This is a genomic window from Pseudomonas danubii, assembly GCF_042980055.1.
GTDB classification, from domain to species: Bacteria; Pseudomonadota; Gammaproteobacteria; order Pseudomonadales; family Pseudomonadaceae; genus Aquipseudomonas; species Aquipseudomonas danubii.
The window spans coordinates 2,579,735-2,605,391 of sequence record NZ_CP116502.1 but is presented as its reverse complement, the minus strand read 5'-3'; the positions used below and the strand labels follow the sequence as shown (position 1 = coordinate 2,605,391).

29 protein-coding genes are annotated in these 25,657 nt (G+C 61.9%); 2 read left to right on the top strand and 27 right to left on the bottom strand.

Annotation, left to right across the window (positions count from 1 at the left end):
- Window position 1: 1 nt before the first annotated feature.
- The 27 genes from PFZ56_RS12010 to PFZ56_RS11880 all read right to left on the bottom strand — a co-directional run bounded on the left by PFZ56_RS12010 (window position 2) and on the right by PFZ56_RS11880 (window position 22,145).
- Complete coding sequence (locus PFZ56_RS12010) at window positions 2–1,246, bottom strand: DNA circularization protein (RefSeq protein ID WP_159896229.1); 1,245 nt, start codon at window positions 1,244–1,246, stop codon at window positions 2–4.
- Window positions 1,236–2,771, bottom strand: a complete 1,536-nt coding sequence (locus PFZ56_RS12005) for a hypothetical protein (protein WP_110652376.1) — start codon at window positions 2,769–2,771, stop codon at window positions 1,236–1,238. Before PFZ56_RS12005 ends, PFZ56_RS12010 begins: the two co-directional genes overlap by 11 nt.
- A gap of 130 nt (window positions 2,772–2,901) precedes the next feature.
- Complete coding sequence (locus PFZ56_RS12000; protein ID WP_102861412.1) at window positions 2,902–3,198, bottom strand: phage tail assembly protein; 297 nt, start codon at window positions 3,196–3,198, stop codon at window positions 2,902–2,904.
- The gene (locus PFZ56_RS11995; RefSeq protein ID WP_011059564.1) at window positions 3,195–3,542 is read right to left on the bottom strand and encodes a phage tail tube protein; all 348 of its coding nucleotides are present in this window, start codon (window positions 3,540–3,542) and stop codon (window positions 3,195–3,197) included. The genes PFZ56_RS12000 and PFZ56_RS11995 overlap by 4 nt, the downstream gene beginning before the upstream one ends.
- A gap of 66 nt (window positions 3,543–3,608) precedes the next feature.
- Window positions 3,609–5,105 (bottom strand): phage tail sheath subtilisin-like domain-containing protein, encoded by a 1,497-nt coding sequence (locus PFZ56_RS11990; RefSeq protein ID WP_102878580.1) that lies wholly within the window; start codon window positions 5,103–5,105, stop codon window positions 3,609–3,611.
- Complete coding sequence (locus PFZ56_RS11985; RefSeq protein WP_047302105.1) at window positions 5,105–5,287, bottom strand: DUF2635 domain-containing protein; 183 nt, start codon at window positions 5,285–5,287, stop codon at window positions 5,105–5,107. The genes PFZ56_RS11990 and PFZ56_RS11985 overlap by 1 nt, the downstream gene beginning before the upstream one ends.
- Window positions 5,284–5,868, bottom strand: a complete 585-nt coding sequence (locus PFZ56_RS11980; RefSeq protein WP_170001064.1) for a hypothetical protein — start codon at window positions 5,866–5,868, stop codon at window positions 5,284–5,286. The genes PFZ56_RS11985 and PFZ56_RS11980 overlap by 4 nt, the downstream gene beginning before the upstream one ends.
- 197 nt (window positions 5,869–6,065) lie before the next feature.
- Window positions 6,066–6,566 carry a fimbrial protein gene (locus PFZ56_RS11975; RefSeq protein WP_102878578.1) on the bottom strand — a complete coding sequence of 167 codons (501 nt, stop codon included), beginning with the start codon at window positions 6,564–6,566 and terminating at the stop codon, window positions 6,066–6,068.
- 181 nt (window positions 6,567–6,747) lie between these two features.
- Window positions 6,748–7,899 (bottom strand): glycosyl hydrolase family 18 protein, encoded by a 1,152-nt coding sequence (locus PFZ56_RS11970; protein ID WP_170001065.1) that lies wholly within the window; start codon window positions 7,897–7,899, stop codon window positions 6,748–6,750.
- Window positions 7,900–8,004: 105 nt separating this feature from the next.
- The gene (locus PFZ56_RS11965) at window positions 8,005–9,048 is read right to left on the bottom strand and encodes a phage late control D family protein (protein ID WP_170001066.1); all 1,044 of its coding nucleotides are present in this window, start codon (window positions 9,046–9,048) and stop codon (window positions 8,005–8,007) included.
- A 61-nt stretch (window positions 9,049–9,109) separates the two neighbouring features.
- Window positions 9,110–9,316, bottom strand: a complete 207-nt coding sequence (locus PFZ56_RS11960) for a tail protein X (RefSeq protein WP_047302087.1) — start codon at window positions 9,314–9,316, stop codon at window positions 9,110–9,112.
- Window positions 9,291–10,136 carry a phage tail protein gene (locus tag PFZ56_RS11955; protein ID WP_170001067.1) on the bottom strand — a complete coding sequence of 282 codons (846 nt, stop codon included), beginning with the start codon at window positions 10,134–10,136 and terminating at the stop codon, window positions 9,291–9,293. The genes PFZ56_RS11960 and PFZ56_RS11955 overlap by 26 nt, the downstream gene beginning before the upstream one ends.
- Before the next feature lie 9 nt (window positions 10,137–10,145).
- On the bottom strand, window positions 10,146–12,719 hold the full coding sequence (locus PFZ56_RS11950) for a phage tail tape measure protein (RefSeq protein WP_170001068.1): 2,574 nt from the start codon (window positions 12,717–12,719) through the stop codon (window positions 10,146–10,148).
- Between the two features lie 141 nt (window positions 12,720–12,860).
- Window positions 12,861–13,166 carry a phage tail assembly protein gene (locus PFZ56_RS11945; RefSeq protein ID WP_110596493.1) on the bottom strand — a complete coding sequence of 102 codons (306 nt, stop codon included), beginning with the start codon at window positions 13,164–13,166 and terminating at the stop codon, window positions 12,861–12,863.
- 12 nt (window positions 13,167–13,178) lie between these two features.
- The gene (locus tag PFZ56_RS11940) at window positions 13,179–13,688 is read right to left on the bottom strand and encodes a phage major tail tube protein (protein ID WP_016965333.1); all 510 of its coding nucleotides are present in this window, start codon (window positions 13,686–13,688) and stop codon (window positions 13,179–13,181) included.
- Between the two features lie 12 nt (window positions 13,689–13,700).
- A complete protein-coding gene (locus tag PFZ56_RS11935; RefSeq protein WP_102878571.1) occupies window positions 13,701–14,867 on the bottom strand; it encodes a phage tail sheath family protein in 1,167 nt (388 codons plus the stop codon).
- A gap of 101 nt (window positions 14,868–14,968) precedes the next feature.
- On the bottom strand, window positions 14,969–15,421 hold the full coding sequence (locus tag PFZ56_RS11930) for a phage tail assembly chaperone (protein ID WP_258010200.1): 453 nt from the start codon (window positions 15,419–15,421) through the stop codon (window positions 14,969–14,971).
- Complete coding sequence (locus PFZ56_RS11925) at window positions 15,418–16,188, bottom strand: hypothetical protein (protein ID WP_146036617.1); 771 nt, start codon at window positions 16,186–16,188, stop codon at window positions 15,418–15,420. Before PFZ56_RS11925 ends, PFZ56_RS11930 begins: the two co-directional genes overlap by 4 nt.
- Window positions 16,188–17,213, bottom strand: coding sequence for a phage tail protein (locus PFZ56_RS11920; protein ID WP_102878570.1), 1,026 nt, complete (start codon window positions 17,211–17,213; stop codon window positions 16,188–16,190). Before PFZ56_RS11920 ends, PFZ56_RS11925 begins: the two co-directional genes overlap by 1 nt.
- On the bottom strand, window positions 17,210–17,815 hold the full coding sequence (locus PFZ56_RS11915) for a phage tail protein I (RefSeq protein WP_102878569.1): 606 nt from the start codon (window positions 17,813–17,815) through the stop codon (window positions 17,210–17,212). The genes PFZ56_RS11920 and PFZ56_RS11915 overlap by 4 nt, the downstream gene beginning before the upstream one ends.
- Before the next feature lies 1 nt (window position 17,816).
- The gene (locus tag PFZ56_RS11910) at window positions 17,817–18,698 is read right to left on the bottom strand and encodes a baseplate J/gp47 family protein (protein ID WP_170001069.1); all 882 of its coding nucleotides are present in this window, start codon (window positions 18,696–18,698) and stop codon (window positions 17,817–17,819) included.
- Window positions 18,695–19,021, bottom strand: coding sequence for a GPW/gp25 family protein (locus PFZ56_RS11905; RefSeq protein ID WP_102861399.1), 327 nt, complete (start codon window positions 19,019–19,021; stop codon window positions 18,695–18,697). Before PFZ56_RS11905 ends, PFZ56_RS11910 begins: the two co-directional genes overlap by 4 nt.
- Window positions 19,022–19,025: 4 nt before the next feature.
- Window positions 19,026–19,229, bottom strand: a complete 204-nt coding sequence (locus PFZ56_RS11900; RefSeq protein ID WP_102861398.1) for a hypothetical protein — start codon at window positions 19,227–19,229, stop codon at window positions 19,026–19,028.
- A gap of 103 nt (window positions 19,230–19,332) precedes the next feature.
- Entirely contained in the window at window positions 19,333–19,923 is a 591-nt protein-coding gene (locus tag PFZ56_RS11895; RefSeq protein WP_170001070.1) for a phage baseplate assembly protein V, read from the bottom strand.
- Window positions 19,920–20,441 (bottom strand): hypothetical protein, encoded by a 522-nt coding sequence (locus tag PFZ56_RS11890; RefSeq protein ID WP_170001071.1) that lies wholly within the window; start codon window positions 20,439–20,441, stop codon window positions 19,920–19,922. Before PFZ56_RS11890 ends, PFZ56_RS11895 begins: the two co-directional genes overlap by 4 nt.
- A gap of 86 nt (window positions 20,442–20,527) precedes the next feature.
- The gene (locus tag PFZ56_RS11885; protein ID WP_110596488.1) at window positions 20,528–20,878 is read right to left on the bottom strand and encodes a phage holin family protein; all 351 of its coding nucleotides are present in this window, start codon (window positions 20,876–20,878) and stop codon (window positions 20,528–20,530) included.
- A 520-nt stretch (window positions 20,879–21,398) separates the two neighbouring features.
- Window positions 21,399–22,145 (bottom strand): XRE family transcriptional regulator, encoded by a 747-nt coding sequence (locus PFZ56_RS11880; protein WP_102861394.1) that lies wholly within the window; start codon window positions 22,143–22,145, stop codon window positions 21,399–21,401.
- 186 nt (window positions 22,146–22,331) lie between these two features.
- Here PFZ56_RS11880 and mutS point away from each other — a divergent pair, with 186 nt between their 5' ends.
- Together mutS and fdxA are read left to right on the top strand one after the other, a co-directional pair.
- The gene (gene mutS / locus PFZ56_RS11875) at window positions 22,332–24,911 is read left to right on the top strand and encodes a DNA mismatch repair protein MutS (RefSeq protein ID WP_102861393.1); all 2,580 of its coding nucleotides are present in this window, start codon (window positions 22,332–22,334) and stop codon (window positions 24,909–24,911) included.
- 142 nt (window positions 24,912–25,053) lie between these two features.
- On the top strand, window positions 25,054–25,377 hold the full coding sequence (fdxA, locus tag PFZ56_RS11870) for a ferredoxin FdxA (RefSeq protein WP_102861392.1): 324 nt from the start codon (window positions 25,054–25,056) through the stop codon (window positions 25,375–25,377).
- Window positions 25,378–25,657: the final 280 nt, after the last annotated feature.

Here is a 25,657-nt window from a genome sequence, read left to right as displayed (position 1 = left end):
GTCACTCCCGAGCGATTTGCAGATCAGCCGGCGGCAGGAAGCCCGGATGAGCCACCCGGTTGCGCTGCACCACTTCGCCGACCCGCGTCGCATCGGCAAACCGCTGATAGGCCAGCACCAGCGCCGGCAGGCTGCTCTTGGGGCTGAGGCTGACCAGCCGCACCCCCGAGGACGCCACCGCATTGAGGTGCCCCTGCACCTGCTGGCGCAGGGTGTTGAGCGCCTGGTAATGCACCGCGTCGGCCTTGAGCGCGGCTTGCCAGATCAGCTCATTGAACTGATCGCGCAGCGCCAGTACATCGTCGGCCACCGGCACTTCCAGGCGCTGCACCGGCCGGCTGGCCTGCTGCGCCAGGGGCGGCGTGTTCTTGAGCTTCACCACCGGGGTAGCTACCGGCAACGCCGACACCAGCCGGGCGATCTGCACCAGCAGCGCATCCTGCACCAGATTGGCCACCGCCTCGGCCGCCGCCGTGGTGTCCTTGCCGGTGGTCAGCTTCGGCGCATCGATGCGCCGGGCCGCCTCCACCTGCTGGGAAATATCGGCGAGCATTTGCCGATAGCCGGTACGGGCAAAGTCCTTGAGCCCGCGTACATCGTCCAGCAACCCCTTGAACTCCGTGCTCAGCTCCTTGGGTATTTCCTTGACCGCTTTGACCAGGGTGTTGAGATCGCCATAGAACTCGATCAACGGCTTGAACTCGTGCTCGATGACCTGATACACGTCCGCCAGCCCCTGGCGCAAAGACGCCACGCCGATCCGTGCCTGCTTGATCAGGTTGGTGGCAAATTCGAACCGCAGCACCGCCGCCCCCAGCAAGGTATCGCTGGCCACCAGCACCTGCTGCTGGGTATTGACCACCGCCGAGGGAAAGCGCAACGGCTGGTCCGGATAGAACTTCAGGCTGAAAGTCACCAGGCCGCCGTCCTGGCGGCTCTGGGTCATCTCGCATTCGCCGACCTTGACCTGCATCCGCCCGAGCCAAGGGTGCACCAGCTCGCCGCTGCCCTCCTCCAGGGCCTTGAGCAGCTTGTCGCGCTGCTCCAGGCAATCGGCACCGACGATAAAGGCCGTCAGATCGTGGATTTTCGCCTGCTGGCCAAGGCCCTCGAAAAACGGCTGGTCGCGCTGTGGGTACTCGTGCAACTGGCCTTTCTGGCCCACCGGGGTTTTCGCCTGATCGACCCAGAACGGCACGCCGCGAAAGGATGCGGGCAACAAACGATCACGCCAGTTATCCGCCATTGGAACCTCCTAGGGAAAGTGAGCGATAGCCCAGGGTCGAAGCCACGTTCAGGCCTGGTTGATTGGTCTTGGCCTGTTCCGCACGCAGGCCGGGAGGGGCGTTCTCAAAGCGCAGCAGCAACCCGCCTTCAAGCCGAGTGCGATTGTTGGCCGCCGCCTGTTGCAGCAGCGAACTGGAGCTTTGCGGCAAATTGCCTGGGGTCAGCAGCGGAGAAGGTGTATCGGTCAGCGAGTCCTCACCCCGGTTTGCCGAGTTGTTGTGCTCCACCACACTCTCGGTCAGCGAATTGATGCTCCCGGTGACACTGACAAGCAAATTGCCAAAGGTCGCTCTGAGCTTTTCGCGGATTGGCTCCAGGACCTTTTCCAGCCGCTCACGAAACGAAGAGAACCACTGGATCAAACCGTCGAGGTCCTTTCTCATCCCCTCACCGGGTGACCAACTGAACAGGCTGGCAACGTTGTTCTTTGCCGTGATCGACAACGCCCAGATCAGATCCCAGATAGCTGCAAACAGGCCTACCACGGGTTGCCAGTTACTGCTTATCAAGCCAAGCGGGCTCCACTCGAAAACCTCTCGCAGGCTGCGAAAAATCACCTGGACAGCCTCTCTGATCGGTTCCAGGTTTCTGATCAACACCCCAAACCCGCTCATGTTGAAGAGCAGATTCAACGCCTGGTACACCCGCCCGGTACCGGCGCTGAAGTCTTGCCAGAGGGCGCTCAGATAAGCGCTAACCGGCCCCCAGTTGGCAATCAATTGCCCAATGGGCGTCCAGGCGAACACCTCCTTGAAAAGACCGACCATGGACATGATCGTGGGTGAAATCTTCCCCCACAGCTGGATGAAAAACCGCGAAACCGGCTTCCAATTGGCCACCACCACACCGGCTACCGCAGCAATCGCCAGCATCGCCAAACCTATAGGCGAGGACAGTGCGGCAAAGACCGTGGCCGCCGAAGCTGCCACCGTAAAGGCGATTGCGGCGGCCGCGAGTCCCTCCACCAACCCGGGGTTATCAGCGACAAATTGACCGACCGATGTCAGTACGGGCTGAAGTCCCGTGACAATGCTGTTGATGGCCGGCAACAGTGCAACCCCCACATTGAGGGTGATTCTTTCCACTGCCTCATCGAAGTGCTTGAGGTTTTGCGCGGTATTGCCCAGCTCATTCTCCGGACTTGACTCCCCCCTGACCGCGGCAGCCGTGACAGCCTGGATGTTCTCCGCCTTGATCGCCGACTGCATGCCCGCAACAAAGGGGGTCAATAGGCCTTGCCCAGAGAACAATCCTGAAAGATCGAGATTTCCTAGGCCACTTTCTTCCAGGCTTTTCCTGAACTTGCCCACCACTTGGCGAATGCCGGTGAGCTCCGGGTCGACGGCCTTGCTTGCGCTCTCGGCCACAGCAGGCTTGACCACCTCAGTTTCGGCTTTGACCTGCTGCACAGGTGCTGCCGGTTTAACCTGTCTTGTCTGCTTGGGCCGCCGGCCCTTGGTCTTGTTTCTTTTTCGATACGCCATCACTGCACCTGCTGCATCGCATTGATCCGTTGCGCGTGCTCCAGGGATTCCCGGAGCACATCCAGTGGCCTGGCCATCATCTGTTCGGGGTCGACCTTCCAGAACCAGGCCAGGTCATAGGCGACAGCGATCAGGTCGGCGATGGCTGCGATGCCGCACTCATGAAAAAACTCGCCACCGCCCAGCTCAGGGCGTTGAGGTCCACCAGGTCCAGCTGGTTCACCGAAGACGGTGGAATGCCGGCGCAGACCGCGATGTATTTGGCCGCGACGTCCATGTCGAGGCTGACTTCTTCGCTCTTGTCGATCTTGTACGGCAGCGCCTTGATCGCCCGCACTTCCTGCACCGTCGGGCGGCGCAGGGTGAGTTCGGCCAGGGGCTCGCCGTGGGCCTCGATGGGCACCTGCAGCTTCACGGTGTTGCTCATTGCCAGGTCCCCTTCTGCCCTTCGAAGTTCAGCTCGATGCTGGCGTCGTCGCCCTTGGCAATAGGCTCGTCCACCAGGTAGGCGCCAGCCAGCACGTAGACCTTGCCGTTGGCGAACTCGCAGGTGACGGTCATGTCGACACCTTCGATCAGCTGCTTGAGCGGAAAGTCCGGGGTGTGCAGCGCGGTGACTTTGAACGACGGGGTGAGGTCGGTTTCCTTGTAGAAACCCGGAACCACGGTTTCCCGCTTGACGGCCATCAGCGGTGCTTCGCAGCCACCGCTGATGGTCAGTTGAGCGCCGTCCACTTTGACGTAGCAGGTGCCCGCAATCAGTTGACCCATGATGTTTCTCCCAAAAAATAAGCCCGCTCAAGGCGGGCTGAAAAAGCGCAGTGATGCAGGTCCGGCTCAGGCCGCGGCGTCGTACTGCAGACGGAATTGGTTGAGCAGCGCAAACACCCGCAGGCCGTTGATGTAGTCCGGCGGGAACAGCACGTTGACCCGGCTCGGGTCCTGCACGTCGCGTTCAACGATCAGGTGCTCGGCAAACAGTTCGGCGTTCTCCACATGGCCTTCCAGCTCCAGCTTGGCGTACTGGGCGATCAGCTCACCGCGAATGGTGCTCGGGGTCACGATCGGCTGGCCGGCGCCGAAGCGGGTGCCGTCCGCGGCCAGCTTGTGGCGCCCGTACTTGCTGGTGATCACGCTTTGCAGCCGGCGCACGATGAACGCCGACTGGTGCATGGTTTCGCTGTCCAGGTAGGAGTTGTCAGCCTGGCCGTAAGCGTTCTTCTGGTAGGTGGTGATCGCCCGCTGAATGCGCATGTAGCCGCCTTCGTAGTAGGCAGTAGCAATGCCGTAGCTGAGCAGCGACTGGCGCTCGGTCAGGGTAAAGCGTTCGCTGGCCGGCGCCGGATCGATCCCCGGCAGGCTACCGCTCTGGGTCGGACGGCTGGCGTCAGCGGAGATGAACACCGAGGTCCGCGCCGCCAGGGCTGCGGCCTGAACCCACACGGGTTGGGGCACGCCGGTTTCCAGGGCCTGGATGGTGATGTGCTGGTCGTTGCGCGCCTGACCGGCCGCCACCAGGGTGCCGACGGTGCCGCGCTTGGCGCTGTAGACATGACCGAACAGCTGCTTGGCCCAGGACCAGCGGCCGGTGTTGTCGTCCATCACCGCTTGCCACGCATTGAGGCTGGCGGTGTCGGTCCAGGGCATGCAGATGAACTCGAACGGCTCGTCGCCCAGGGCCGCCAGGGCCGCGACCTGATCCGGCACGCCGGTGCCGCCGGCCATCTTGCCCAGCACCAGGGTCAGGCCCGCCGGGGTTTCTTCACCATTGCTCTTGCCCAGGCGATTGAGTTGCAGGCTGATGTCATTGCCGCTGTCGCCGGTCCACTTGGCACTCAGGGTCACCGTGCCGTCGACCGCTGCTGCGGTCACCGGCAGATCCACTGCCGCATTGACCTTCAGCGCCAGGGCGCTGGCCGCCTGAGCGGCAGTGGCGCCGCTGACGATCGAGGCCTGCACCCGCACACCGCCGACGTACAGATTGAGCAGGCCGGCGGCGCTGGCGCTACCGGTGAGCTTAAGCTCGGCCTTGGCCACGCTGCCTTCGGTGCTGTGCAGCGGCAGGCACCAGATCTCGCCCACCGGGTCGGTCTTGCGCCAGGTTTCATACATCGAGGCGAGCATCGAACCTTGCCCGCCGATGCTCTTGGCCAGGGCCACGCTGGACACCAGCACCAGCTTGCCGAGGTCATCGCCGGTCTGGTTGTCATTGACTTGGGCGACGATCAGACGGCGCATGGCCGAAGACGCGCTATTGGCCGCCGAGTTGTCCATCTCGGCGTAGAACAGCGGAACACGGATGTCCGCCGGGATATTGCTGAAACCGATCGCCATTATTTGGCTCCTTGAGATTTCGCCGCTTTCACGGCTTTGCTAGTGATATCGCCATCGGCCAGACGCCGGCGCCACCAGGCGTTGTCCGGCACTTCACGGCCGGAGGCGGGCAGCAGATCGCCTGCTTCCGGGTCCGGTACGGCGCGGCCAGCGACCGGCAGCACGGTGATGCGTTTGCTCATTGCTTCAGCTCTCCTGAAAAAGTCAGCTCCAGGCGCCCATCGGGGCCCGGTTTCTTCAAATTGGGGTCCGCCGGATCGATGGCATCGACCCGCACCGTGACCCCGGTCAAGGACGGCAAGCCGTCGAGTTCACGCTCATGCCAGGTTTCCGCCGGCTGCCCGGGCAGATTGCGCCCCAGCTGGAATTCGGCGAAGAAGCGCAGGCGGTAGAGCAAGCGGGTGGCGTCGAACGACACCAGTTCACCGCCGTCGTATTGGATCGGGTTGTACTCGGCGCCGGGCTTGAAACCGACCAGGGCGCGCCAGAGTTCGGCGCGCAGGTCGTGGAGTTGGTCCAGGGCTTGTTGTGGGTTGCTGGCGTCGAGGAGCAAGGCGACTTCGAAGCGGTCGCGGATGGTCTGGCGGTGGACGTTCTGGGCGGTGTTGCCGGAAGCCAAGTCGTTGATCGGAGCCCAGTAGGCAGCCGGTAGGGGTTGGCTGGTGTTACCGCCCAGAGTATCGAGGTTGATGCCCGCCAGAATGCGCCCGCTGAGACGGGGACACTGGCTTTGCAGTTGGTTGATAACAGCACTGAGTTTCATCGAGTGGCTCCGGGACCGGGGCTGCCCCAGGTCCGTTGCGGGCTGCCACGATCGAGCATCAGGGCCTCTCGGGAAGCAGTTGCCATAGGTTTCTCCAAGGCACAAAAAACCCGCCGCAGCGGGTGGGAGAGAAGTAGCCTGAAGCATCCACCCCAGGCCGATGACAGGGTCCTGCGAATGCCCGCAGGACCGCAGGTTCAGGCATAAACGATCACGCACTCGGACAGCGCGGCGTAGAGTCCGGCCGTGACCGGCCCTTGAGTTCCGACCAGTCGAGCCATGAACTGCAACCTGTCGGTATCCGCGGGGTAGTGCGCAGCGGCTTGCCCCAGGGTCATGGCATTGCCGAACGCGTCCAGGATCTGCACACCGACATTTCGCGCCGCGCTCGCTCCGCTGCGCTCGTTCTCCAGTGTCACGCCGTCATGGGTAATACCATCGAAATAGACCTGAACCGTCTTCGCGCCGTGGCACTTTTGCGGGTCAAGCAAGACCTCGAACATGACCGCCGGGACGCCCCCCTGGTCAATCTGCGAGGCCGATGTCGCTCCCAGATCGACAAACCGCTCCCACTCCACGGCGCGAGCACGCAATGGCAGAAGCTCGACATCGGTACACAGGTCGTCGTCGATGCTGCAGGTAGGCGCGACAACCGTTGCCAGGAAGTTCATGAACTGAAGATGTTTTTGCGAAGTCATTGATCTGTTCCTTCAAGTCGACAGGAGCCGATAGACATTGATCTGGCACCTGTATGGTTAAAGCGCAGGCTCCCGGCAACTCCCAGGACATTACGCGCAACGCATAAACTCCCGCCGGCAAGGACTGCGATGCCGCAGGAAACGCGGTTCTACGGCCGCTGTTTTCTCGCTAATCGGCCTCTCACTCCTGCCCGACAGGCAGCAGTGCTCGACCTTCATTGAGCCCCGCCTGCAGCGCCGTCCAGAACTCGGCATTTTCATAGCCCATGGCCCAGACACTGGTACCACCCAGGCCCAGCTTGGTCACCAGTGCGGTCTTGGTCTTGATGCTCGTGGCATCGTCGTACCAGAGCACCGGTTGCGCGCGCTCCGGGGTCCATTCCACGCCATCGGCGAAGCTCTTGACCGGCCCCCAGGTGGCATAAGGCGTTGCGGAAGCGGCGTCTCGGCGGGTGACGGCGCGGTGCTCGGCAATCACTTCCTGATAAGCCGACCAGTGCACTCGGTTGCCAATGCTGTAGTCCTGACCGTAGGCCGGCAGCCCGGCCAGGACCTTGCTCGGCGCAACTTGCGACACGGCGTAGCTGAGCAGCACCTGCTGCCAGTCGGCACCGGACACGGGGCCTGGCCAGACTTCGCCATGGAAACCGCCACTGCTCCAGCCTGGGCCGACCTGGTCGTAGGTCATGACCTGGAAGTAATCCACCGCCGCGCCCAGGGCCTTGTAGTCGTAGCCTTGCAGGTACTCGGGCTCGCGGTCGCTGGACTTGGGCGGGACGCTGATGATCAGTTTCTTGCCGCTGGCATGCAGGGCGTTGCCCAGGGCTTTGACATAGGCGGAAAAGGCCTTGGCATTCCTTGGCTCGACCTTTTCGAAGTCCAGGTTGATGCCGGCAAAACCGCCCTCCCTGGCCAGTCTCACCAGTTGCTTGATGCTGCCGGCACTCAAGGTCTTGTCGTTGACGATGGAGTGGGAAATGGCCGGGTCGAAATCAGCAATGCCTTCGTTGTAGTCGGAGACGGTGGGGTACAGCGGCAGCGATTTGGACTGGGCGAAGCGAATGATGTTTTCGCTGGTTGGGTTCATCCCTTCCTGGTGCAACTGACCGGTGACGGTCAGCCCGTAGGTGCTGCCCAGACCGACAGCAGAAAGGTGGCGGTGGAACGCTTGCAGGTTGCTGTAGGACGCTTCGACCTGGCCATCGGTGTAGGCCAGAACAAAGGGCCCGGCATGGGCTGCAGTTGCCAGCAACAGAGTGCAACCAGCGATCAATGCCTGAAAAAAATGCCGGATGCCTCGCTTCGAGGCCGGGCTGCTGAAGCCTGGATTCATGAATGCTCCTGCGGACTTTCCGCGTGGATTGAAAGGAAATGAATGCTGGATCGGGGGCGATCCGAATGAGCCGCTCGCAAGGATGCTCGCGGCGCCATTGAAGGGTTAAAGCTGCACCACCCTGAGTGGTTTTTTGGCGGGGGTTTTCTTGGCCTTGGCTTTGGCCTTGCCTTGTTTGCCGCCGTTGCATTCGACCGTGGTGCTCCACCCGGAGGGGTTGAACAGCTGCTCCACCGAGTCCACCAGATACTCGCCGTCCAGGCCGGCCTTGAAGCCCTGGGCATTGATCAGGCGCTCGGCAAACAGATCGGTGCGCCCGGGCATTTCCAGGCGCAGGCTGGCGCTGCTGCGGTTGAAGGCTGCCAAGCGGGCCTTGGCCGCTTGCTCGGCGGCGGACTTGTTGGGGTACAGGTGCCGATCGGTGTGCACCGCCGGCACGCTGGCCGGTGAGTCGCTGTTGCCCAGGTCGATGACCTTGAGCGTGCCGCTCTTCGGGTCCTGATGCTTGGTCTGCACCGCCTTGTGGGTGCTGCTGTCACTGAGGCGGAACTGATAACGGCTGACGTCGCGACGGCTGAGGCTGACAACGCCCAGGGCCTTGCCGCTGGCACTCAATCCGGACTGACGGGGCAGCACCAGCAACCTGCCTTCGGCCACCTTGGCGGTGCAGTCGTACTGCCGGGCCAGGCGGGTGATGAAGTTGAAGTCGGACTCGTTGAGCTGGTCGATCCGCGGCACCTTGGTCGCCACCGGACAGACCGCCTGCCAGCCGTTGCGGGCTGCCAGATCGCGGACTATCTGCGCCAGTGCCACGTTCTCCCAGCTGCCGCTGCGGGTGGTCTTGCCACTGCCGCGCATGTCGCTGGCCTTGCCGCGGATCTCGATGGAATCCGGCGGCCCGTTGACCACCACTTCATCCACCGTGTAGCGCCCCAGGCGGGTCAATGCCTGCCCGGCATAGCCGATGAACACTTCGATGGCGGCGCCACGACGGGGCAAGGCGACCGCACCGTCACGGTCATCGATGCGCAGTTCGAACTCATCCGCTTCCATTCCCGGTTTGTCCAGGGTGCGCAGGGTCAGCAGCCGGTCATTGATCTGCGCGGTGATGTCGCGGCCATCGGCGAGGATACGAAAGACCGGGGTCATGGCCTGTGCTCCAGAAAATGAAGACCCCGCACGCAGCGGGGTCTGTTGAGTGGAGGCAAGGTCAGTCCCATAGCTGAACCATCGCTTCTGTGCGAATCGGCAGCTCCGGTAGCAGGATCAGTACCCCGGCCCGAAAGGGTTGTGGCTCATCGGCCAGGCCCTGGTTGGCGTCCAGCACCGCCTCGACGCTGCCATTGAGGTGCCCGTAGTAGCGATGACACAGGGTGTCGAGCAGATCACCGTCAGAGGTTCTGCAGGTCGTTGCCATAGCTCACAAACTCCAGTGAAAACCCTTGTTTGCGGGGAATGCCGCCCGCCAGCAGGTGGCTCTGTTCCTCGTCGATGCTGGTGAGGCACCAGGTGCCCAGCACTTCGCCGTAACCCGTGGTCAGGCTCAGGGGCTGCAAGCGCCGGCCAATGCTGCGCAACGCCTGCAACTGCCCCAACCCACCCTTGAACCCGGGAAAGATCGCGCCCTTGAGGGAGATCTTGTCGTCGCCCTGCCCCACCGCCTGCTGCGCAATGCTGCGGCTCAGGCGCTCCTGGGCCGCCCAGCGAAAGCCGGTTTGCCGGCGCAACTCATCGAAGGCCGCGGTATCGAGGTTGAAGTAGAACGGCTCGGCCGCGGTCCCCAGGGGCTGCAGAATCAGCAGGTGCGGGAAGGGTTTCACCGCCTCCGCCGCCGGGGTGTCCTGAGGCGCCAGCGCGCCGGAAGGGAAGATATTGCCCAGGGCAGGGCTGATCTGCCCGCCGATGCGGTTGATCGCCGCGCCGGCCTTGGCCACCTGTTCCTGCAAGGCGCCAAGACGCTGCTGCATCTGCCCCGCCACGGTCACGGCCTGGCTGTATTTGGCCGCGACTTCACCCACCGCCGACTGCGCCGCGCCGATGCTGCGCATCGTGCGCTGCAGCTTGGCGCCCAGCACCGGGCCGACCCAGGGCAGATTTTCCAGCTCCGAGGCGGCGCCGGTGATGTCGCTGATAGCGCCGTTCATGGGCCCCAGCATTTCATCGGCGCTGCGCCGCCCCGCCTCCGCTGCCGCCACCAGGGACGTGAGCCCCGATTGCAGCTGTTCCATATAGGCCATGCCGCCTCCTTAAACGTGTGCCGCGTCGAACAACTGACGACCTGCCGCCTGACGGCTGTATTCGTCGAACTGAAAGCGCAGATAGGGTTCCAGCTCCCGGGCCAGTTGCGCCGGATCTCTGACATCGCCCTGCACCGAGATCGACAGGTAAGGCGCGAAGCTGAACTGCTGTTCGATCGAAGGTGGCGTCGCCGATGTGAACGGCTCCGCCGGTTTGAGCAGCGAAGAGGTCGATGCCGACGGCGACGGGCTGGCCATCGAACGCACGGCCTGCCCCATCAGCGGAGGTGTCTGCCCCGGCTGGAAGGACTTGGCGATATCGCCCATTACCGGCGGGATGTTCTGCCCGGCGTTGCGCATCATCAGCGGACCGGCTGCAGGCATTCTCTTGAGCGAGTCGTCGGAGCCGAACATCGCCTTGCCAGCATAGGAGCCCAAGGCTCCACCGCCCCAGTAACCAAGAGCGCCACCGATGACGGAACCTATGGCGCCGCCAATGGCTGTTCCAAGGCCTGGCACGACAGAGCCAATGGCAGCCCCGGCAACAACCCCCGCTTTGGCCCCGGCCAATGTGCCTGCTAAACCTCCGAGCGCACCGCCATAGCCTTCGGCCTTCTCATCGCGGGTCTTGGCATTCTGATAGGTGTCTGCGATCTGCAGACCGGCATCCAGTATCGACAGGGCACCACCCCGCTTGAATAACTTCTTGCCGTTACTCCACAGAGACTTCAAGCCGCTTCCGACAACCTGGGCGACTCTCATCCCAGCATTGGCAAGGCGACTCAAATTGCCAGGGCTGAATACATTTTTCAGTGTCTGGACAATGCGACCGAGCACGCCACGCTTGGGTCTTGCGCCACCGGGGCCATTGCCGCCTTTGTTGCCCTTCTTGTTCCTACCACCGTCTACGTCGAAATCACCCGCGCCCATTCCCAGCGCATTGGTGACAAACACGCGCTGGACAACGTTGGGGTCAACCTTCAACCCACCACGCAAGACATTGATCAGGCCCTTGCCCATGGTGTAGACGGCCATGAGCTTTTTCACCGCGACATAAGCAGCGCCCAGGGCAACCACACCCTGCACCAACGATGGGTTGTGCTCCGCCAGTTCGCTCAGCTTGCCGACCACCACGGTGATGCTTTTGGCCACCAGATCCGTCACCGGTTGCAGGGCCTGCCCCACGACCCGCTGGCCTTCATCGATGGCTTGACCTGCTTCAGCCCACAACTGCTTGGAGGCTTCTCGACGCTCCGCGAGGTTCCTGGCGAGAACGCCAGAGGCGCTCAACGAGTCCTTCTTCACTTGCTCATACTGCTGCCGGCCCTGGGTCTGGGCCAGCAAGGCCGCCTTGATCTGCATATCGGTAAACAGGTCACCGGTACGCAGGGACTCTTCCAGAGCCTCAAGCATGGCCTTGGCCTTGGCCGGGTCGGTTTCCTGGCTGATCTTCGCCTGGGCCTCGGCCATCTTCGCCGCCTTGGCCGGGTCGATGGCCCTGACGTAACGCATGGCCAGGGCAAAGCTCGCCTCCAGGCTCGACATGCCCTTCTGGATACCGGTGTTCAGCGAAGCCTGATAATCAATGCCAGCGTCTTCATAAGCCTTGACCGCCTCACTGGAGCCGATTTTCTCGATCCAGTTCTGCAATTGGCCAGCGGCCTGATCAGCACTGCCCGCAGTGTTCATCTGCACTTGCAGCATGGACCCCAGCTGACTCACCGCCTCCATGCCGGTGAGTCCTTCCGCGCTCGCGCTCTTGAGCAGCGCCGGGAGCAAGCGCGCCATGTCGGCCGCCTCGAAATTGCCGGCCTGCCCCTGCAGGGCGATGGCCTCAAGAGCCTGCTCCATGAACTTGGGATCGCTGATCCCGGCCTTCAGCTCCAGGGCCCGCATCAGCTTCGCGGTGTCGTCGACACTCGCGCCCTGCCCCACCGCAAACTTGGCGGCCAACCCTGTGTAGCCTTGTGCCTTGTCCAGCGACATGCCGCTGGCCATCATCTGGCTCACCAGAGCCGCCACATCGTTACGGGCCATGCCCGTGTCACGGGAGGTCTGAATCACCGTGCGGCTCAGCTGCGCTTCCTGAGGCTGGTTGACCACATTGGCCTTGATCGCCATGTCGCGGATCAGCGCTTGATAATCAGCACTGATCTTGACCGGGGCGCGGAGCTTATCGACGCCAAACTTTGCCCAGTCATAAGCCACCTTGAAGTCGGCCTTGCCCTGGGCAACCTGCTGCAGTCCTCGGGCCTGAAGCGCCGAGCCCCGCGCTACATTGCCCAGCGCTTGATATTCCTGGCGCAGCTTGTGCACCTGAATCCCCTGCCGGCGCAGCCCATCCCGGCTCTCCTCCAACCGGCGCAACAGCCCGGCCGCGGAAGCGGCGCCGGTGTCATGGGCCTTTTTCCATTCATCCTGCAGGCGCAGGGTCTGGCCGATGGTCTTTTCCAGCACCCTGGCCTTGCTGCCCTGCCGCTCCAGCTGCTTGATCCGGTCTTCCACCGTCTTGAAGGCGGCGTCCCAGGTCGAACTGAGGGCAGTACCCACTACCACCAGCCCCGATACCAGTTTGTTCGCCATGTGCTTCTCCTGATCCTTGGGTGACGGGCTCAATCCGTGAGCCACCAGACCATGTCGGAAAACCTCATGGTCATGATTTCCTCAGCGGCGAAATGCAGCTCGCGAGCGAGCCGTTTCGCCGCCACCTTCATCACCGCCGGATCAAAGCTCGTCGTCTTGCACCAGGCGAAAATAGCCGGCCTGCAGGCGTTGATAGTCCTTGAGTGCCATGCTCTCCAGGTCCTTGGTACTGATTTGCGCGAGGCTGGCAAACAGCATCAGCTCGCGCTGTTCATCGTCACCAACGCCGGCCGCACTGGCGGCGCGCACATCACGCACCGTCGGCGCTCGCAGGGTGAGCCGGTCGCAGACCACACCGTTCATCTCCACCGGCTTGCTCAGCGCCACCACCACGCTGTCGCTGCTCAGGGTCATCCAGGCCGGGGTCTTGTCGATTGCTTGAGACATGAGGTGTCTTCCTTACAGGCCCAGGGCCGAACGTTGAGCGGCGAGCTGGTCGACGCCGTTAATCACACGCTTCATGCCCAGGGCATCAATCTCGTAGATCAGGCGACCGTCGACTTCCAGCTTGTAGTAGGTCAGGGCCACGTTGTGCTTGATCTCGGCCTTGTCGCCGGACTTCCAGTCGCCCATGTCGACCTCCTTGAGCAGGCCGCGCAGGGTGACGATCACCGGGGTGACCTTGCCCTTGAGGCCCTTGAAGGCGCCACGGAACACACCGTTGAAGCCGCTGCCATCGGCCAGGCCGAACATCTTCAGCGACTCGCGGCGCACGCCGGTGGTGGTGAAGCCGGCCTCTTGTTTCTCCATGCCCATGTCCAGTTCCACCGGCACATCCATGCCACCGACGCGGTGTTCCTCGGTCTTGAGGGTCAACTTGGGCAGGGTCAGGCTCGGCACGTCGCCTTGAAAGCTGATGCCATCGACGAACAGGTTCATGTTCGCCAGGGTTTCGGGAATCATTGCCATTACTGCGGCTCCTTAAGCGGCTTGGTCGAGGACTTCGGTCAACCACTGGTTGGTGACCTCGACCCGGAAGTTGGGGTTTTCGGCGGGCGGTACGTCGGTGAAGCGGATGTTCCAGTACACCTTGCCCTGCTCCAGCTGGCTGGCGGTGTTGAGCTCGGTGTCGGCGTAGACCTCGAAATTGATGATCGCGCCCTGGTTCTTCAGATCACGCATGAACGCTTGCAGGCCCTCGGTGACGTCCTTGACGTAGGTCGCGGTGATCGAGCGGTCCACGGCCCATTTGTGGCCGAAGAGGATGGCGTCCATGACGATGTCCATGGTCCGCACCCGGGTGACGAAGGCCCATTTCGGATCGCTGGACAGCGTGCGGTTGCCCCACAGGCGGAAGCCCGCATCCCGAATGATGGTGGTGATGTTGGCGTTGTTCAGCAGGTTGGCGCGGCAGGTTTCATCGCCGTCGAGGAACTCGATCGGCCGCTTGGTGCCGGTGATGCCGACGAACTCCTTGTTCGACGGCGAGGCCCAGAAGCCGTACTCGTTGTCGGTCCAGGCAAACAGACCGGCAACCCAGGCCGAGGCCGGCGCATCGACGGTGGCATTGGCACCGTTGTCCCAGTGCTGAACACCCGGATCGACCATATAGGCGCGCTTGGCGCCGAAATTCTTGGCGTAGGCCATGGCCGCTTCGTCGGTGGTATTGGGACCATCGAGAATGGCCAGGCCACGCAGCTTGTCCGCCAGGGCCACCAGGGCGGTGCCGATGGCCAGGGTCGAACTGTGCTTGGGGGTGACCAGCAGACGTGGCTGGGCGTTGAAACGGCTCTTGCCGTCCAGCAGCGCCTGCAGACCGGTACGCTTACCGTCGGCCAGCACCCCGCCGATGATCGCCGAAGTCTGCTCGGCCGCATCAGTCATCTTGGCCACGCCACAAGCGACGATCACCGCCTTGGCCCGCTGATAGATGGCCTGACAGGCCTTGGTGATGGCCGCATCCGGGCCCCAGGCCGCAATGGCCTCACGCTCGTTGGTGATCAGCAGCAGGTCATTGACTTTGGCAGCAGCGGTCGGGCCTTCGGTGAAGGTGTCCACCAGGCCGATGATCGAAGACGACGGCAGCGAAATAGTGCGCGTGCCGGTGTCGACGTTAGTAACGGTAACGCCGTGGAAAAAACCACTCATGGATAAACTCCAGACATGAAAAAGCCCCGGATGAAGGGGGCTGTAAGGGATGTTGAGTTAAGGGAAAGCGGGAAAGAAAACGCCCCGGCGGTGCGGGGCGTTTATTGGGTTTGTTCGGCGATCCAGGGCGGCGCCACCGGGCGATGTTCAATCTGTGGAAAGTCCGGGGATTGCGGCCAGTCGCGTAGGGATTGCATGTACACAAGCAGCTCGTTGTACTGATTGTCCGAAAGGGCAGTAGGCACTTTGATTTCAAGCTGATCTCGATGGCGGTCGCGCAGCCATGTAACGGCCGCCAACTCGGCAGCTCGCCAGATTCGTTCATCCTCACCCTGGTTGAAAGGTTCAACCATAGCGTGGAGCGCATCAGGCAGCGGCAACGTGACAGCTGGTGCCGGCCGCATACCTTCGATGACTTTTGCCAATGCCACCGAGTCGATGTCAGGGTTAGTTAAGATTTCTTGGGGGATGTAGTGGTTTAACGTCACATTTCCCCAGTCGACAAGCATGGTGCCAGCGGTAGCCGACACAGAGAGAACTTTAAATCCACTCACAAGATATTCCCCTTTACTCGATCAGGGCTGTTGCCCCCTTCAAAGATCAAGTTGTTGCCATTTTTCTCAATCGAATAGCCACCAGCACCAGGTGCATTGGTCGACGCTGCACCGGGGCTACCAGGAGCGCCGCCTGCGCCACCGTTCCATCCGGCTGTATACCAGCCCCCAGCGCCACCAGCATCCAAACTGCCTGCCGCTGGGTAGCCATAGCCGTAAGTAGAAACTTGATACATTCCGCCACCTGCGCCGCCAGGACGTCCCGCGCCACCGCCACCTCCGGTATGCAGTACGTTGGGCCAGTAGGCATCCCCGCCTCCACCTCCGCCACCGAAAATGTAGCCATTGCGGTTATCGAGCGTTGCAGGAAAATCAAGAACAACAGCTGTAGCGCCTGGCAAGGGCCGAGCGGGATAAGCCCCCGCGCCACCCGCACCACGGATGTAGTGTTCATTGACGATTTTTAGCGTGGAGCCTGGTGGAAAGACTCCCGTTCTCAATGAAAACCCCGTACCACCGCCATAAATCATTGCCCGGTTGATAAAGAGATAACGTCGCGCCTTGGTCGGCTTGCCCATGAGGTCAAAAATGCTCGCACCTGCTCGTTCTACTGTGTTGATAAACACAACGGTTCGACGCCAGACCGTGCGCCACCCACTTTCGGTTTTGATGAACAGCTCTGCCCCTTCTCGCCAGCCATCTGCAAGCTTTACATAAGGCATAACACCAGGTCGGTAACCTCCATCCAGCTTTACGTGGAAGTTCATTATGGTTCCTCGTATTGCAGCCAAAGCGTACCAACCGAACCGTCAGTTGGTTTAGGGGCATTTGGAGAGTAGATAAAACGGTTGGCCGGCAATGCATCGGTGATGCCGTATCCCGCAAGGGTGGTCGCCTTGTCTGCTTTGCGTGTCGGGTCAAAATTGGCGGCGTCCCATAGCAAGTTGCCAAAGACGGTTGCGGACTTGTTGGCAAGGCTCAAAAGAAGCGGCGTTATTGTTTCCCCGCCATAATTTGCAAAAATCCTCACATTGTCATTCAGAAGATCCATGCGGGCTTCGCTGCTGGGCGTCACCCAACCGAACTCCGGAGAGTCGCTACCTTCACTCGACAGTAATATTGAGCCATTCAACCGTCCACCCGTTATGGGAAGGAGCTTGCTGACTGCGCTAGTCAGCTCTGCCTTTGTTGCCCCATCAGCAATCCCATAACCAGACAGAGTTGTGGGGTTGATACCACTAACAACTAGGCCTCGTTTATCGATCGTGACTTGCCGATAAGTACCAGCCACCTTATCCGCCGGAAGTGCAGCAGCCAGGGAGTCGTCCACATACTGGCGGGTAGCAAGCACCACCGCCGGATCAATCTTCAACACGATCTGCGCGGTATTAGCGACGATGAAGTTCATGCGGATGACTTGGGTCTTGCCGGTGCCTTGGGCCAGCAGGGGCTTGAAGCTTGGGGCGCAGTTGGCTACCGCCACTAGGTCACCGTCGGCATCGAACAGGCCGATCTCACGAATCCAGCGACCGCCAACATCAGGCGGGATCACTTGTTCGGTGATGATGATGTTGGGGTTGGCCGGGTCGGTGCGCACCTGGTTGACCGGGGCGCGACGCCATTCGTTGATCAGCTTGGTCTGGGCCCGGTTCGGGATGGGGTCGGTGCCGTTGGCATCGCCGACCGCCATTTCCTTGAAGGTCCAGGGCGTGCCCAGGGCCGTGGCGTTGGCCTGTTTCGCCTCGCCCACCGCCGTGAGAATGGCAAAGAACTGACTGTTGGAATCAATCATGAGTACACATCCAGGGTGTCTGTTTCATCAATACACATGACCTGGCCATAACGGCCGGTCACTTCGATATCGCGGGGTGTCGGGGGGTAAACGTCGATGTCTTCGCCCTGATATTCATAGGCGCCAAGACCAATCACTCCGGAGCTTTCCAGGCTGATGGCCAGGCCAGTCATGTGCCGGCTGACGGGCCTGGCGTCGTCGATCAGCCGGGTCAGCTCCTGGTACATTTCCTCAGTGATACCGGTGTCCAGAACGCCGACTTTCAGGGCAAAGGTGGCCGGTTCGCCTTCAGGGACCGTCTGCCACCATTCGACCACTTCGATCAGGTAGCCCAGCGGTTCCACCACCCGGCGCAGTGCACCGATGGTGCCTTTGCGAGCGTGGATGAAGTACGAGGCACGAATGGCGTTGCGCTTGACCGTCTCGGACCAGCGCGGGTCCCAGCGATCCACCGACCAGGCCCAGGCCAACTGCGGTAGCAGATGCACCGGGCAGGTGGACGGGTTGTACAGGGTGCGCAGCATGATGGCGGTATCGCCCGCGCTGGCCGCCTCGAGGGCGCGCTCCAGCGGCGTGCTATTGATCGGCAATAGGCTGGTCATCTCAGCTCCCCAGCGTGACGCTGTAACCAGTGCAATACGCCGCTTGAGCCTTGGTCGGGGTGATGTCTTGCCAACCCGCCAGATCGACCCGAGCCACGCCGGCCACATGCAACTGCGCATCAATGGCCGAACGGGCCACCTCGATGCCCAGGCGCCGGCGTGGGTTGACCCAGGCAGCCAGCTTGCGCTCGGCTTCTGCCAGGGCAGCGTCACCTTCCGGGCCGGAGCCCTTCATGTGCAGCACCGCGTCGATGCGATACGGCAAGACTTGGGCACTCTGGACCGTGACCCGGTCGCCGAGCGGTCGCACGTCTTCATCATTGAGGGCTGCGGCAACGGTCGCCAGCAAGTCAGGACTGGCCGCGCCATTTCCCTCCAGGCTCAGCACCGTGACCGTCACCCGGGCCGGTGCCGGGCTTTCGGCCTCGGCGTCTGCTACCAGCGCAGAAGCGTTACGGGCATGCAGGATGTAGCTGTTGCGCGGGCCGGCCGTGGTCAGTCCTTCATAGGCCAATTGCACGCGCTCGCGCAGAGCGTCGTCGGCTTCCTTGACCTCCTCCACCGGCGGCACCGCCTGCGGGTCACCCTGCAGGATCACCAGGCGCTGCAGTTTGACGTTGGCCGCCAGGTGATCCAGGTCCGTGCCCTTGGCATGAGCCAGCAGCAGCGCCTTGGCTGCATCGTTGACCCGGGCCCGCAATTGCATATCGCCGTAGGCCGATAGCTCCAGCAGTTTGCTCACCGGATCGCTTTCCAGGTTGGCCGTCCAGTTATCGCCCATATGCCGGCGAAAGGTGGCCAGCTTGCCTTGGTACAAGTCCTCAAAATCCAGGGCCTCAAGCACCTGCGGCGCCGGCAGCGCCGACAAGTCCAACGTACTCATGCCGTCACCTCCAAAACCGCGCTATCACCCAGGTACTGGCCGGTCAGTTGAAAGCTGATCTGACCACCCACCACCGCAACCACTCTTACCCGTTCCAGCTTCAGCCGGGGCTCCCAGCGCAACAGCGCTCGGGCCACTTCGGCCTGCACCGCACTTTTCCACCCGCCGGTTACCGGCAAGTCGACGTAGCGGCGCAGGTTGCTGCCGTACTCCGGGCGCATCCGCCGACTGCCCAGCGGCGTGGTCAGAATGTCCTCGATGGACTGCCGCACATGCTCGATGCCGGACAGCGACAGGCCGGTACGGCGATCCATTCCGATCATCGTGTCACTCCTGCGCTTGCAGATCCGGGTGGGCGTTCAGGTAGTCCAGGGCGACAAGGTCGCCGGCCTTTACCGACACCTGTCCCTGGGCAACCCGCAACTGGCGGCCATCCGGCAGGATCAAATTGCGCGAGGTGTAAAGGGTGTCGCGAAACACCACAGTGCCGGCGCCCACAGGGCGACCGGGAGTTTTCTTAGGGGTGGCCATAGGTATCTCCGGGTACAAAAAAACCGCTCGGGGCGGGTTGATGGGGTGTTCGGTGATAGGTGAGACGTGAGCGCTGAGTCGTGAGGGCCACGACCCGCATGGGTCACTGCGGCGTTGCAGTTGAACCGGGCCCCGGCATCACACCCAGATGGGTATGGGTCGAACCGACGTTGACCCCGTTGTGCTTCAAGCTCCCACCGTTGATGTGCACATCGCCATTCAAGGTGATCGCTCCGGTCAGGGTGATACTGTCGGCCTTGCCGGTCAGGGCGCTGTCGGTCACCACCGCCGAGCTGCCGCCGACCTGAATGGTCACCGTGCCGCTGGGCAGGCTGATGCTGTAGCTCTTGGCCTGCCAGTCATAGACCAGCGAGCCGCCATCCTCGAAACGCCAGACTTCGACGTGGTCGCGGTTGTCCGGCTGGGGACCGGCGTTGCCATACAGGCCGGGAACGAAGGTGCCCTGGGCCGGCTCGCCGCTGGGGCTGATCAGCACGCCCTGCTCCCCCAGGCTCGGCGCCCGCCAGTGCCGGGCCTTGCCGGCGGCCTGGCTGTGCCAGCGCACCCAGGCGCTGGTCCAGCCGGCGCCATCGGACACCCGCACCAGGCCGGCAGCCAGGTCCACGCCGACCACGCTGCAAGGCAGGATCAGGCCGGCAATCATGCGGTCGTGGGTTGCAGACACGTAACTCACGCCATGTGCTCCGGCGACTGGTAGCCGCCCTCATGACCGGAGCCAGTGTCGGGACTGAAACCCAACACCAGCGTGCCCGGTGGTTGATTCGGCCAGGGCCATTGCTCCTGACCCAGGTAGATAAGCTGCTGCCACTGCACGATCCACTCGGCCCGGTAAACCGACTCTGCAGCCGTACCAACAGGCTTGGCCCACACGGCCGTCGCGCCTTCGACAAAGTCCAGATCCCACTGCTGACAACGCAGCAGCTCGATTAACTGAGCCGCCAGAATGGCCGCCTGCAAAGGGGCCTGTGCAAGCTCGGGGTCAACCCGTACCCGGGCCTCCAAAGTGGCCCGCATGCAGCAGCGACCGTCACCCGGGTCGGCTGCCTGGTCCAGGCCGGTGACGGCAAAGTAGAGCGCCGGCTCAGTGGCGCCTTCAAACGCCTTGGGGAATGCCTCAACCGTCTGCAGATGGGGCATCGCCAGCTTGATCGTGGACGTGATGGCGTCTTTTAGCTGGGTCAGTTCGTTCATTGTCTAGTTCCAGAATAAGAGCGAGGCAGCCTAGTCACAGGGGCCTGGGCCGGTGGACCTTGTTGAGGGCCGAAGCCGATCGGGGCTCAAGGCCGATCCGAGTTCGAATCCCGTGAAGGCGGTTCGCAAACCCCGATGCGCTTGGCCGCCCAGCGCTCATAAAGGCCGATGGCGACGTCGGCGCCGGCCATGGCGGTCAGGCAGCCGAAGGCGCAGGCGGTCCAGATCGAGACGCCGGCGGCATACAGCAGCATGATTGCCGAGACCCCGCAGACCACGCAGGCTCCGGAGCGCAGCGCCAGGCGCCGCAGCAGCGACCAGCCACGAGCGCCCTCCTTGTCGGCGCGCCACATTTCGCCGGAAACGCCACCGACCAGCGCCAGGACGATGACCAGCCAGATCGGCATGTCCAGCAACGCTTGTTGCTCGTTTGTCATTCACGTCTCCCGTGCGGATTGAGGCCAGCGAGATGGCCAGTTGATAGAAGGCTGATAACGATGTTTCAAGGGGTCCCTGTCTGTTGGTGGCCCACGTTAGGCAGGCATTCCAAAAAGCCCGGTCGCCCGGGCTTTTCAGTAATGCAAACCTTGGTCTTTCGGCACGACTGGTGCGGTACGGACCCATTCAAATTGTTCCTCCGACCGCGACCCTGTCCGCCGGATAACTGCTTCTGGTGCTTTACGCTGCACACCCGGGTCAGTTGCCAACCCTCTGAACCGTCGAGGCCGGTTCATCGCTGCCTTTGCTTTGCCACTAAAGAGCGTCGTTGCAGCCGTTGTTGAACGGCTTGAGACGGATAATATGCATTCGTGCATATGCAGTCAATGCGTAAATGCATTTATTTATGCATTAGAATTGCGCAAATGCATGAGAGCCGCATAGATGCAGGGCGGGGGGGGATTTTTCGAGGGCGAAAAAAAGCCCGCTCAGTGGCGGGCTTTGTCTGACAGTGATGGCTTAGCGGGCGTACATGCCCCACCAGAAGACGTGACCGAGGATGCTGATCTGCTCCTCCTGGATTTCCTGGAAGCTGTAGTCCTCATCCGGATGCTCATCGCGGTTGAAGCTGCGCAGGCGAATCCCGGTAGGCAAGCGATACAGCTGCTTCACTCGCAGTTGGCCATTGTGGTTTATCGCATACAGGTCGCCATCGACGATATCGCCGATGGCGCACTTGCCAGCATTGACCCCGACCGTGGCGCCATCGCGCAGCACCGGCAACATACTGTTGCCCCGCACCGTGACGCACTTTGCCTGGTCGAACTGTACGCCGTTGTGCCGCAGGCTGCGCTTGCCGAAGCGCAGGCTGGCGCGCTCGCTCTCCTCGATGACGAATCTTCCTGATCCAGCAGCCAATTCAACCTCACGCAGAAAAGGAACCGACACCTCGTCGTCATCGACAGGGGTATCGTCGTCCCACAGGCTTATGTCCTTGAGTTCCGAATGAATCTCGTCGCGGGGCGCAGCAACCCGGGCAGGCGCGATATCCACGCGCCCGCGCAATTGGTCGGTGCTCACCTGGAAGTATTCAGCGATCCGCGAGATGTGTTTATCCGAAGGATCGACGATCTTCCCGCTGAGAATCCGCGAGAGGGTGGATTGAGGCACACCAGTCCGACGGTGAAGCTCCGTGGGGGAGATTCCATCACGATCCAGCAGCTCTCTTAAGACGGTAGAAACATTGCGTATTTGCATAGAACGCATAGTGCTCGAACTTTTAGCCCATGACAAATGCTGTTTTGCATATTTGTGCTGCATTTACCGGACAAACGCAGTAGTGCCTTGGTGTCTGCGAGGCCAGGGCACCCATGGTAACCTTGCCGCCATCTGCAAAAAGCCGGGCCCAGCGCTCCTTTGCTTCACCCATTCAACGAATCCGCCTAAATACCAATGAGTAAAAATACCTCCGATCTGTCCTCCCACACGCCGATGATGCAGCAGTACTGGCGCCTCAAGAACCAGCACCCTGATCAGTTGATGTTCTACCGCATGGGCGACTTCTACGAGATCTTCTATGAAGACGCGAAGAAGGCCGCCAAGCTGCTGGACATCACCCTGACGGCACGCGGACAGTCGGCGGGACAGGCAATTCCCATGTGTGGCATTCCCTACCACGCCGCCGAAGGTTACCTGGCCAAGCTGGTGAAGCTCGGCGAGTCGGTGGTCATCTGCGAGCAAGTGGGTGATCCGGCCACCAGCAAAGGCCCCGTGGAACGTCAGGTGGTGCGCATCATTACCCCGGGCACCGTCAGCGACGAAGCCCTGCTGGACGAACGCCGCGACAACCTGATCGCGGCCGTGCTGGGCGATGAGCGCTTGTTCGGCCTGGCGGTGCTGGACATCACCAGCGGCAATTTCAGCGTCCTGGAAATCAAGGGTTGGGAAAACTTGCTGGCGGAGCTGGAACGCATCAATCCAGTGGAGCTGCTGATCCCTGATGACTGGCCACAAGGCCTGCCGGCGGAAAAGCGCCGGGGTGTTCGACGTCGCGCCCCCTGGGACTTCGAGCGCGACTCGGCCCACAAGAGCCTCTGCCAGCAATTCTCGACCCAAGACCTCAAGGGCTTTGGTTGCGAGACCCTGACCCTGGCCATCGGCGCCGCCGGATGTCTGTTGAGCTACGCCAAGGAAACCCAGCGCACCGCCCTGCCCCACTTGCGCAGCCTGCGGCACGAACGCCTGGACGACACGGTGGTGCTGGACGGTGCCAGTCGCCGCAACCTGGAGCTGGACACCAACCTGGCCGGTGGACGCGACAACACCCTGCAATCGGTAGTCGATCGCTGCCAGACCGCCATGGGCAGCCGCCTGCTGACCCGCTGGCTGAACCGCCCGCTACGGGATCTCAAGGTCTTGCAGGCGCGTCAGTCCTCGATCACCTGCCTGCTGGACGGCTACCGTTTCGAACGGCTGCAGCCGCAGTTGAAGGAAATCGGCGATATCGAGCGGATTCTCGCGCGAATCGGCTTGCGCAATGCCCGTCCTCGGGACCTGGCTCGCCTGCGTGATGCCCTGGCAGCGTTGCCAGAGCTGCAAGAGGCGATGACCGAACTGGAGGCAGAGCACCTCAAGCAACTGGCAGTCACCACCAGCACCTACCCGGAACTGGCCGCGCTGCTGGCCAAAGCGATCATCGACAACCCGCCGGCGGTGATCCGCGACGGCGGCGTGCTCAAGACCGGCTACGACGCCGAGCTCGACGAACTGCAATCCTTGAGCGAGAACGCCGGGCAATTCCTGATCGATCTGGAAGCCCGGGAAAAAGCCCGTACCGGTCTGGCCAACCTCAAAGTCGGCTATAACCGCATTCATGGCTACTTCATCGAGCTGCCGAGCAAACAGGCCGAGCAGGCACCTGCGGATTACATTCGTCGCCAGACCCTGAAGGGCGCCGAGCGCTTCATCACTCCGGAACTCAAGGAGTTTGAAGACAAGGCGCTGTCGGCCAAGAGCCGCGCCCTGGCCCGGGAAAAGATGCTCTACGATGCGCTGCTGGAAACCCTGATCAGCCATCTGCCGCCGCTGCAGGATACCGCCGGTGCCCTGGCGGAACTGGACGTGCTGAGCAATCTGGCCGAACGCGCGCTGAACCTGGACCTCAATTGCCCGCGTTTTGTCAGCGAGCCTTGCATGCGCATCACCCAGGGCCGTCACCCGGTGGTGGAGCAAGTATTGACCACACCTTTTGTGGCCAACGACCTGAATCTGGACGACAACACCCGGATGCTGGTGATCACCGGTCCTAACATGGGCGGTAAATCCACCTACATGCGCCAGACTGCGCTGATCGTACTGCTGGCCCATATCGGCAGTTTTGTCCCGGCGGCGAGCTGCGAGCTGTCCCTGGTGGATCGGATCTTTACTCGGATCGGCTCTAGCGACGACCTGGCCGGCGGTCGCTCGACCTTCATGGTGGAAATGAGTGAAACCGCGAACATCCTGCACAACGCCACTGAACGCAGCCTGGTGCTGATGGACGAAGTGGGCCGCGGCACCAGTACTTTCGACGGACTTTCCCTGGCCTGGGCTGCGGCAGAACGTCTCGCCCATCTGCGGGCCTACACCCTGTTCGCCACCCACTATTTTGAACTGACCGTACTGCCGGAAAGCGAGCCGCTGGTGGCCAACGTGCACCTCAATGCCACTGAGCACAACGAGCGCATCGTCTTCCTGCACCATGTATTGCCCGGCCCTGCCAGCCAGAGCTATGGCCTGGCGGTAGCCCAGCTGGCGGGGGTTCCCAGCGCTGTCATCGGGCGAGCCCGTGAACATTTGAGCCGCCTGGAGACCACCAGCCTGCCCCACGAAACGCCACGACCCGCGCCAGGCAAAGCCTCGGTTCCGCAGCAAAGCGACCTGTTTGCCAGCCTGCCGCACCCAGTCCTCGAGGAACTGGCCAAACTGGATCTGGATGACCTGACGCCACGCCGGGCACTGGAAATGCTCTATACATTGAAGACACGCATCTAACGCGAACGCCTTCAAGCTGTTAGAATCTCGCGCGGTTTGGGATGCTGCGGACTATTAGCCTGGTTCGCAGACTATCGCTCCCAAACCTGGCGACCCCGTCATGTAGGGGCTCCGCTGCCGCCGCCTGAGGAGAGAATTAGAAATGACCTTCGTCGTCACCGACAACTGCATCAAGTGCAAGTACACCGACTGCGTAGAAGTCTGTCCGGTGGACTGCTTTTACGAAGGGCCGAACTTCCTGGTGATTCACCCGGATGAGTGCATTGACTGCGCGCTGTGCGAGCCTGAATGCCCGGCTGTAGCCATTTTCTCCGAGGATGAAGTCCCGGAGGAGATGCAGGAGTTCATTCAGCTGAACGTCGAGCTGGCAGAGATCTGGCCGAACATCACTGAAAAGAAAGAATCGTTGCCGGATGCCGCAGAGTGGGATGGCGTCAAAGGCAAGATCAAAGACCTCGAACGCTGATTGCCCCCGCGTTCCTGAAAAGGCCCCTTGCGGGCCTTTTTGCATTTCTGGGAATAGGGCTCTTGTCCTCGGGACTTTTTCGACAGGCAAAAAAAAGGGGCGGTATGACCCGCCCACATTTTTCCCTAGTCCCTGTGTTCCTTTTCATCATCCTGATGAATCGCTTCCTGCGATGTCCTGACCATCGTCCTTGATGGCTGTGTCTATCCGTCGACACAGGGCTGATATTAGAGAATTCCCTGGTAAGAGCAATCGCACTATTCCCCGGAAAACTTGTCGA

Bases quoted from the DNA above. Each gene is read 5' to 3' on its own strand.
- PFZ56_RS11990 (WP_102878580.1), bottom strand. From the start codon at position 5,105: ATGGCGATCGGTTTCAGCAATATCCCGGCGGACATCCGTGTTCCGCTG.
- PFZ56_RS11950 (WP_170001068.1), bottom strand. From the start codon at position 12,719: ATGGCGAACAAACTGGTATCGGGGCTGGTGGTAGTGGGTACTGCCCTC.
- PFZ56_RS11960 (WP_047302087.1), bottom strand. From the start codon at position 9,316: ATGGCAACGACCTGCAGAACCTCTGACGGTGATCTGCTCGACACCCTG.
- PFZ56_RS11890 (WP_170001071.1), bottom strand. From the start codon at position 20,441: ATGAACGAACTGACCCAGCTAAAAGACGCCATCACGTCCACGATCAAG.
- PFZ56_RS11915 (WP_102878569.1), bottom strand. From the start codon at position 17,815: ATGACCAGCCTATTGCCGATCAATAGCACGCCGCTGGAGCGCGCCCTC.
- PFZ56_RS11885 (WP_110596488.1), bottom strand. From the start codon at position 20,878: ATGACAAACGAGCAACAAGCGTTGCTGGACATGCCGATCTGGCTGGTC.
- PFZ56_RS12000 (WP_102861412.1), bottom strand. From the start codon at position 3,198: ATGAGCAACACCGTGAAGCTGCAGGTGCCCATCGAGGCCCACGGCGAG.
- PFZ56_RS11910 (WP_170001069.1), bottom strand. From the start codon at position 18,698: ATGAGTACGTTGGACTTGTCGGCGCTGCCGGCGCCGCAGGTGCTTGAG.
- PFZ56_RS11880 (WP_102861394.1), bottom strand. From the start codon at position 22,145: ATGCGTTCTATGCAAATACGCAATGTTTCTACCGTCTTAAGAGAGCTG.
- PFZ56_RS11995 (WP_011059564.1), bottom strand. From the start codon at position 3,542: ATGGGTCAACTGATTGCGGGCACCTGCTACGTCAAAGTGGACGGCGCT.
- PFZ56_RS11905 (WP_102861399.1), bottom strand. From the start codon at position 19,021: ATGATCGGAATGGATCGCCGTACCGGCCTGTCGCTGTCCGGCATCGAG.
- PFZ56_RS11935 (WP_102878571.1), bottom strand. From the start codon at position 14,867: ATGAGTGGTTTTTTCCACGGCGTTACCGTTACTAACGTCGACACCGGC.
- PFZ56_RS12005 (WP_110652376.1), bottom strand. From the start codon at position 2,771: ATGGCGTATCGAAAAAGAAACAAGACCAAGGGCCGGCGGCCCAAGCAG.
- fdxA (WP_102861392.1), top strand. From the start codon at position 25,054: ATGACCTTCGTCGTCACCGACAACTGCATCAAGTGCAAGTACACCGAC.
- PFZ56_RS11970 (WP_170001065.1), bottom strand. From the start codon at position 7,899: ATGAATCCAGGCTTCAGCAGCCCGGCCTCGAAGCGAGGCATCCGGCAT.
- PFZ56_RS11940 (WP_016965333.1), bottom strand. From the start codon at position 13,688: ATGGCAATGATTCCCGAAACCCTGGCGAACATGAACCTGTTCGTCGAT.
- PFZ56_RS11975 (WP_102878578.1), bottom strand. From the start codon at position 6,566: ATGACTTCGCAAAAACATCTTCAGTTCATGAACTTCCTGGCAACGGTT.
- mutS (WP_102861393.1), top strand. From the start codon at position 22,332: ATGAGTAAAAATACCTCCGATCTGTCCTCCCACACGCCGATGATGCAG.
- PFZ56_RS11925 (WP_146036617.1), bottom strand. From the start codon at position 16,188: ATGAACTTCCACGTAAAGCTGGATGGAGGTTACCGACCTGGTGTTATG.
- PFZ56_RS11985 (WP_047302105.1), bottom strand. From the start codon at position 5,287: ATGAGCAAACGCATCACCGTGCTGCCGGTCGCTGGCCGCGCCGTACCG.
- PFZ56_RS11980 (WP_170001064.1), bottom strand. From the start codon at position 5,868: ATGAAACTCAGTGCTGTTATCAACCAACTGCAAAGCCAGTGTCCCCGT.
- PFZ56_RS12010 (WP_159896229.1), bottom strand. From the start codon at position 1,246: ATGGCGGATAACTGGCGTGATCGTTTGTTGCCCGCATCCTTTCGCGGC.
- PFZ56_RS11955 (WP_170001067.1), bottom strand. From the start codon at position 10,136: ATGGCCTATATGGAACAGCTGCAATCGGGGCTCACGTCCCTGGTGGCG.
- PFZ56_RS11900 (WP_102861398.1), bottom strand. From the start codon at position 19,229: ATGGCCACCCCTAAGAAAACTCCCGGTCGCCCTGTGGGCGCCGGCACT.
- PFZ56_RS11920 (WP_102878570.1), bottom strand. From the start codon at position 17,213: ATGATTGATTCCAACAGTCAGTTCTTTGCCATTCTCACGGCGGTGGGC.
- PFZ56_RS11945 (WP_110596493.1), bottom strand. From the start codon at position 13,166: ATGTCTCAAGCAATCGACAAGACCCCGGCCTGGATGACCCTGAGCAGC.
- PFZ56_RS11965 (WP_170001066.1), bottom strand. From the start codon at position 9,048: ATGACCCCGGTCTTTCGTATCCTCGCCGATGGCCGCGACATCACCGCG.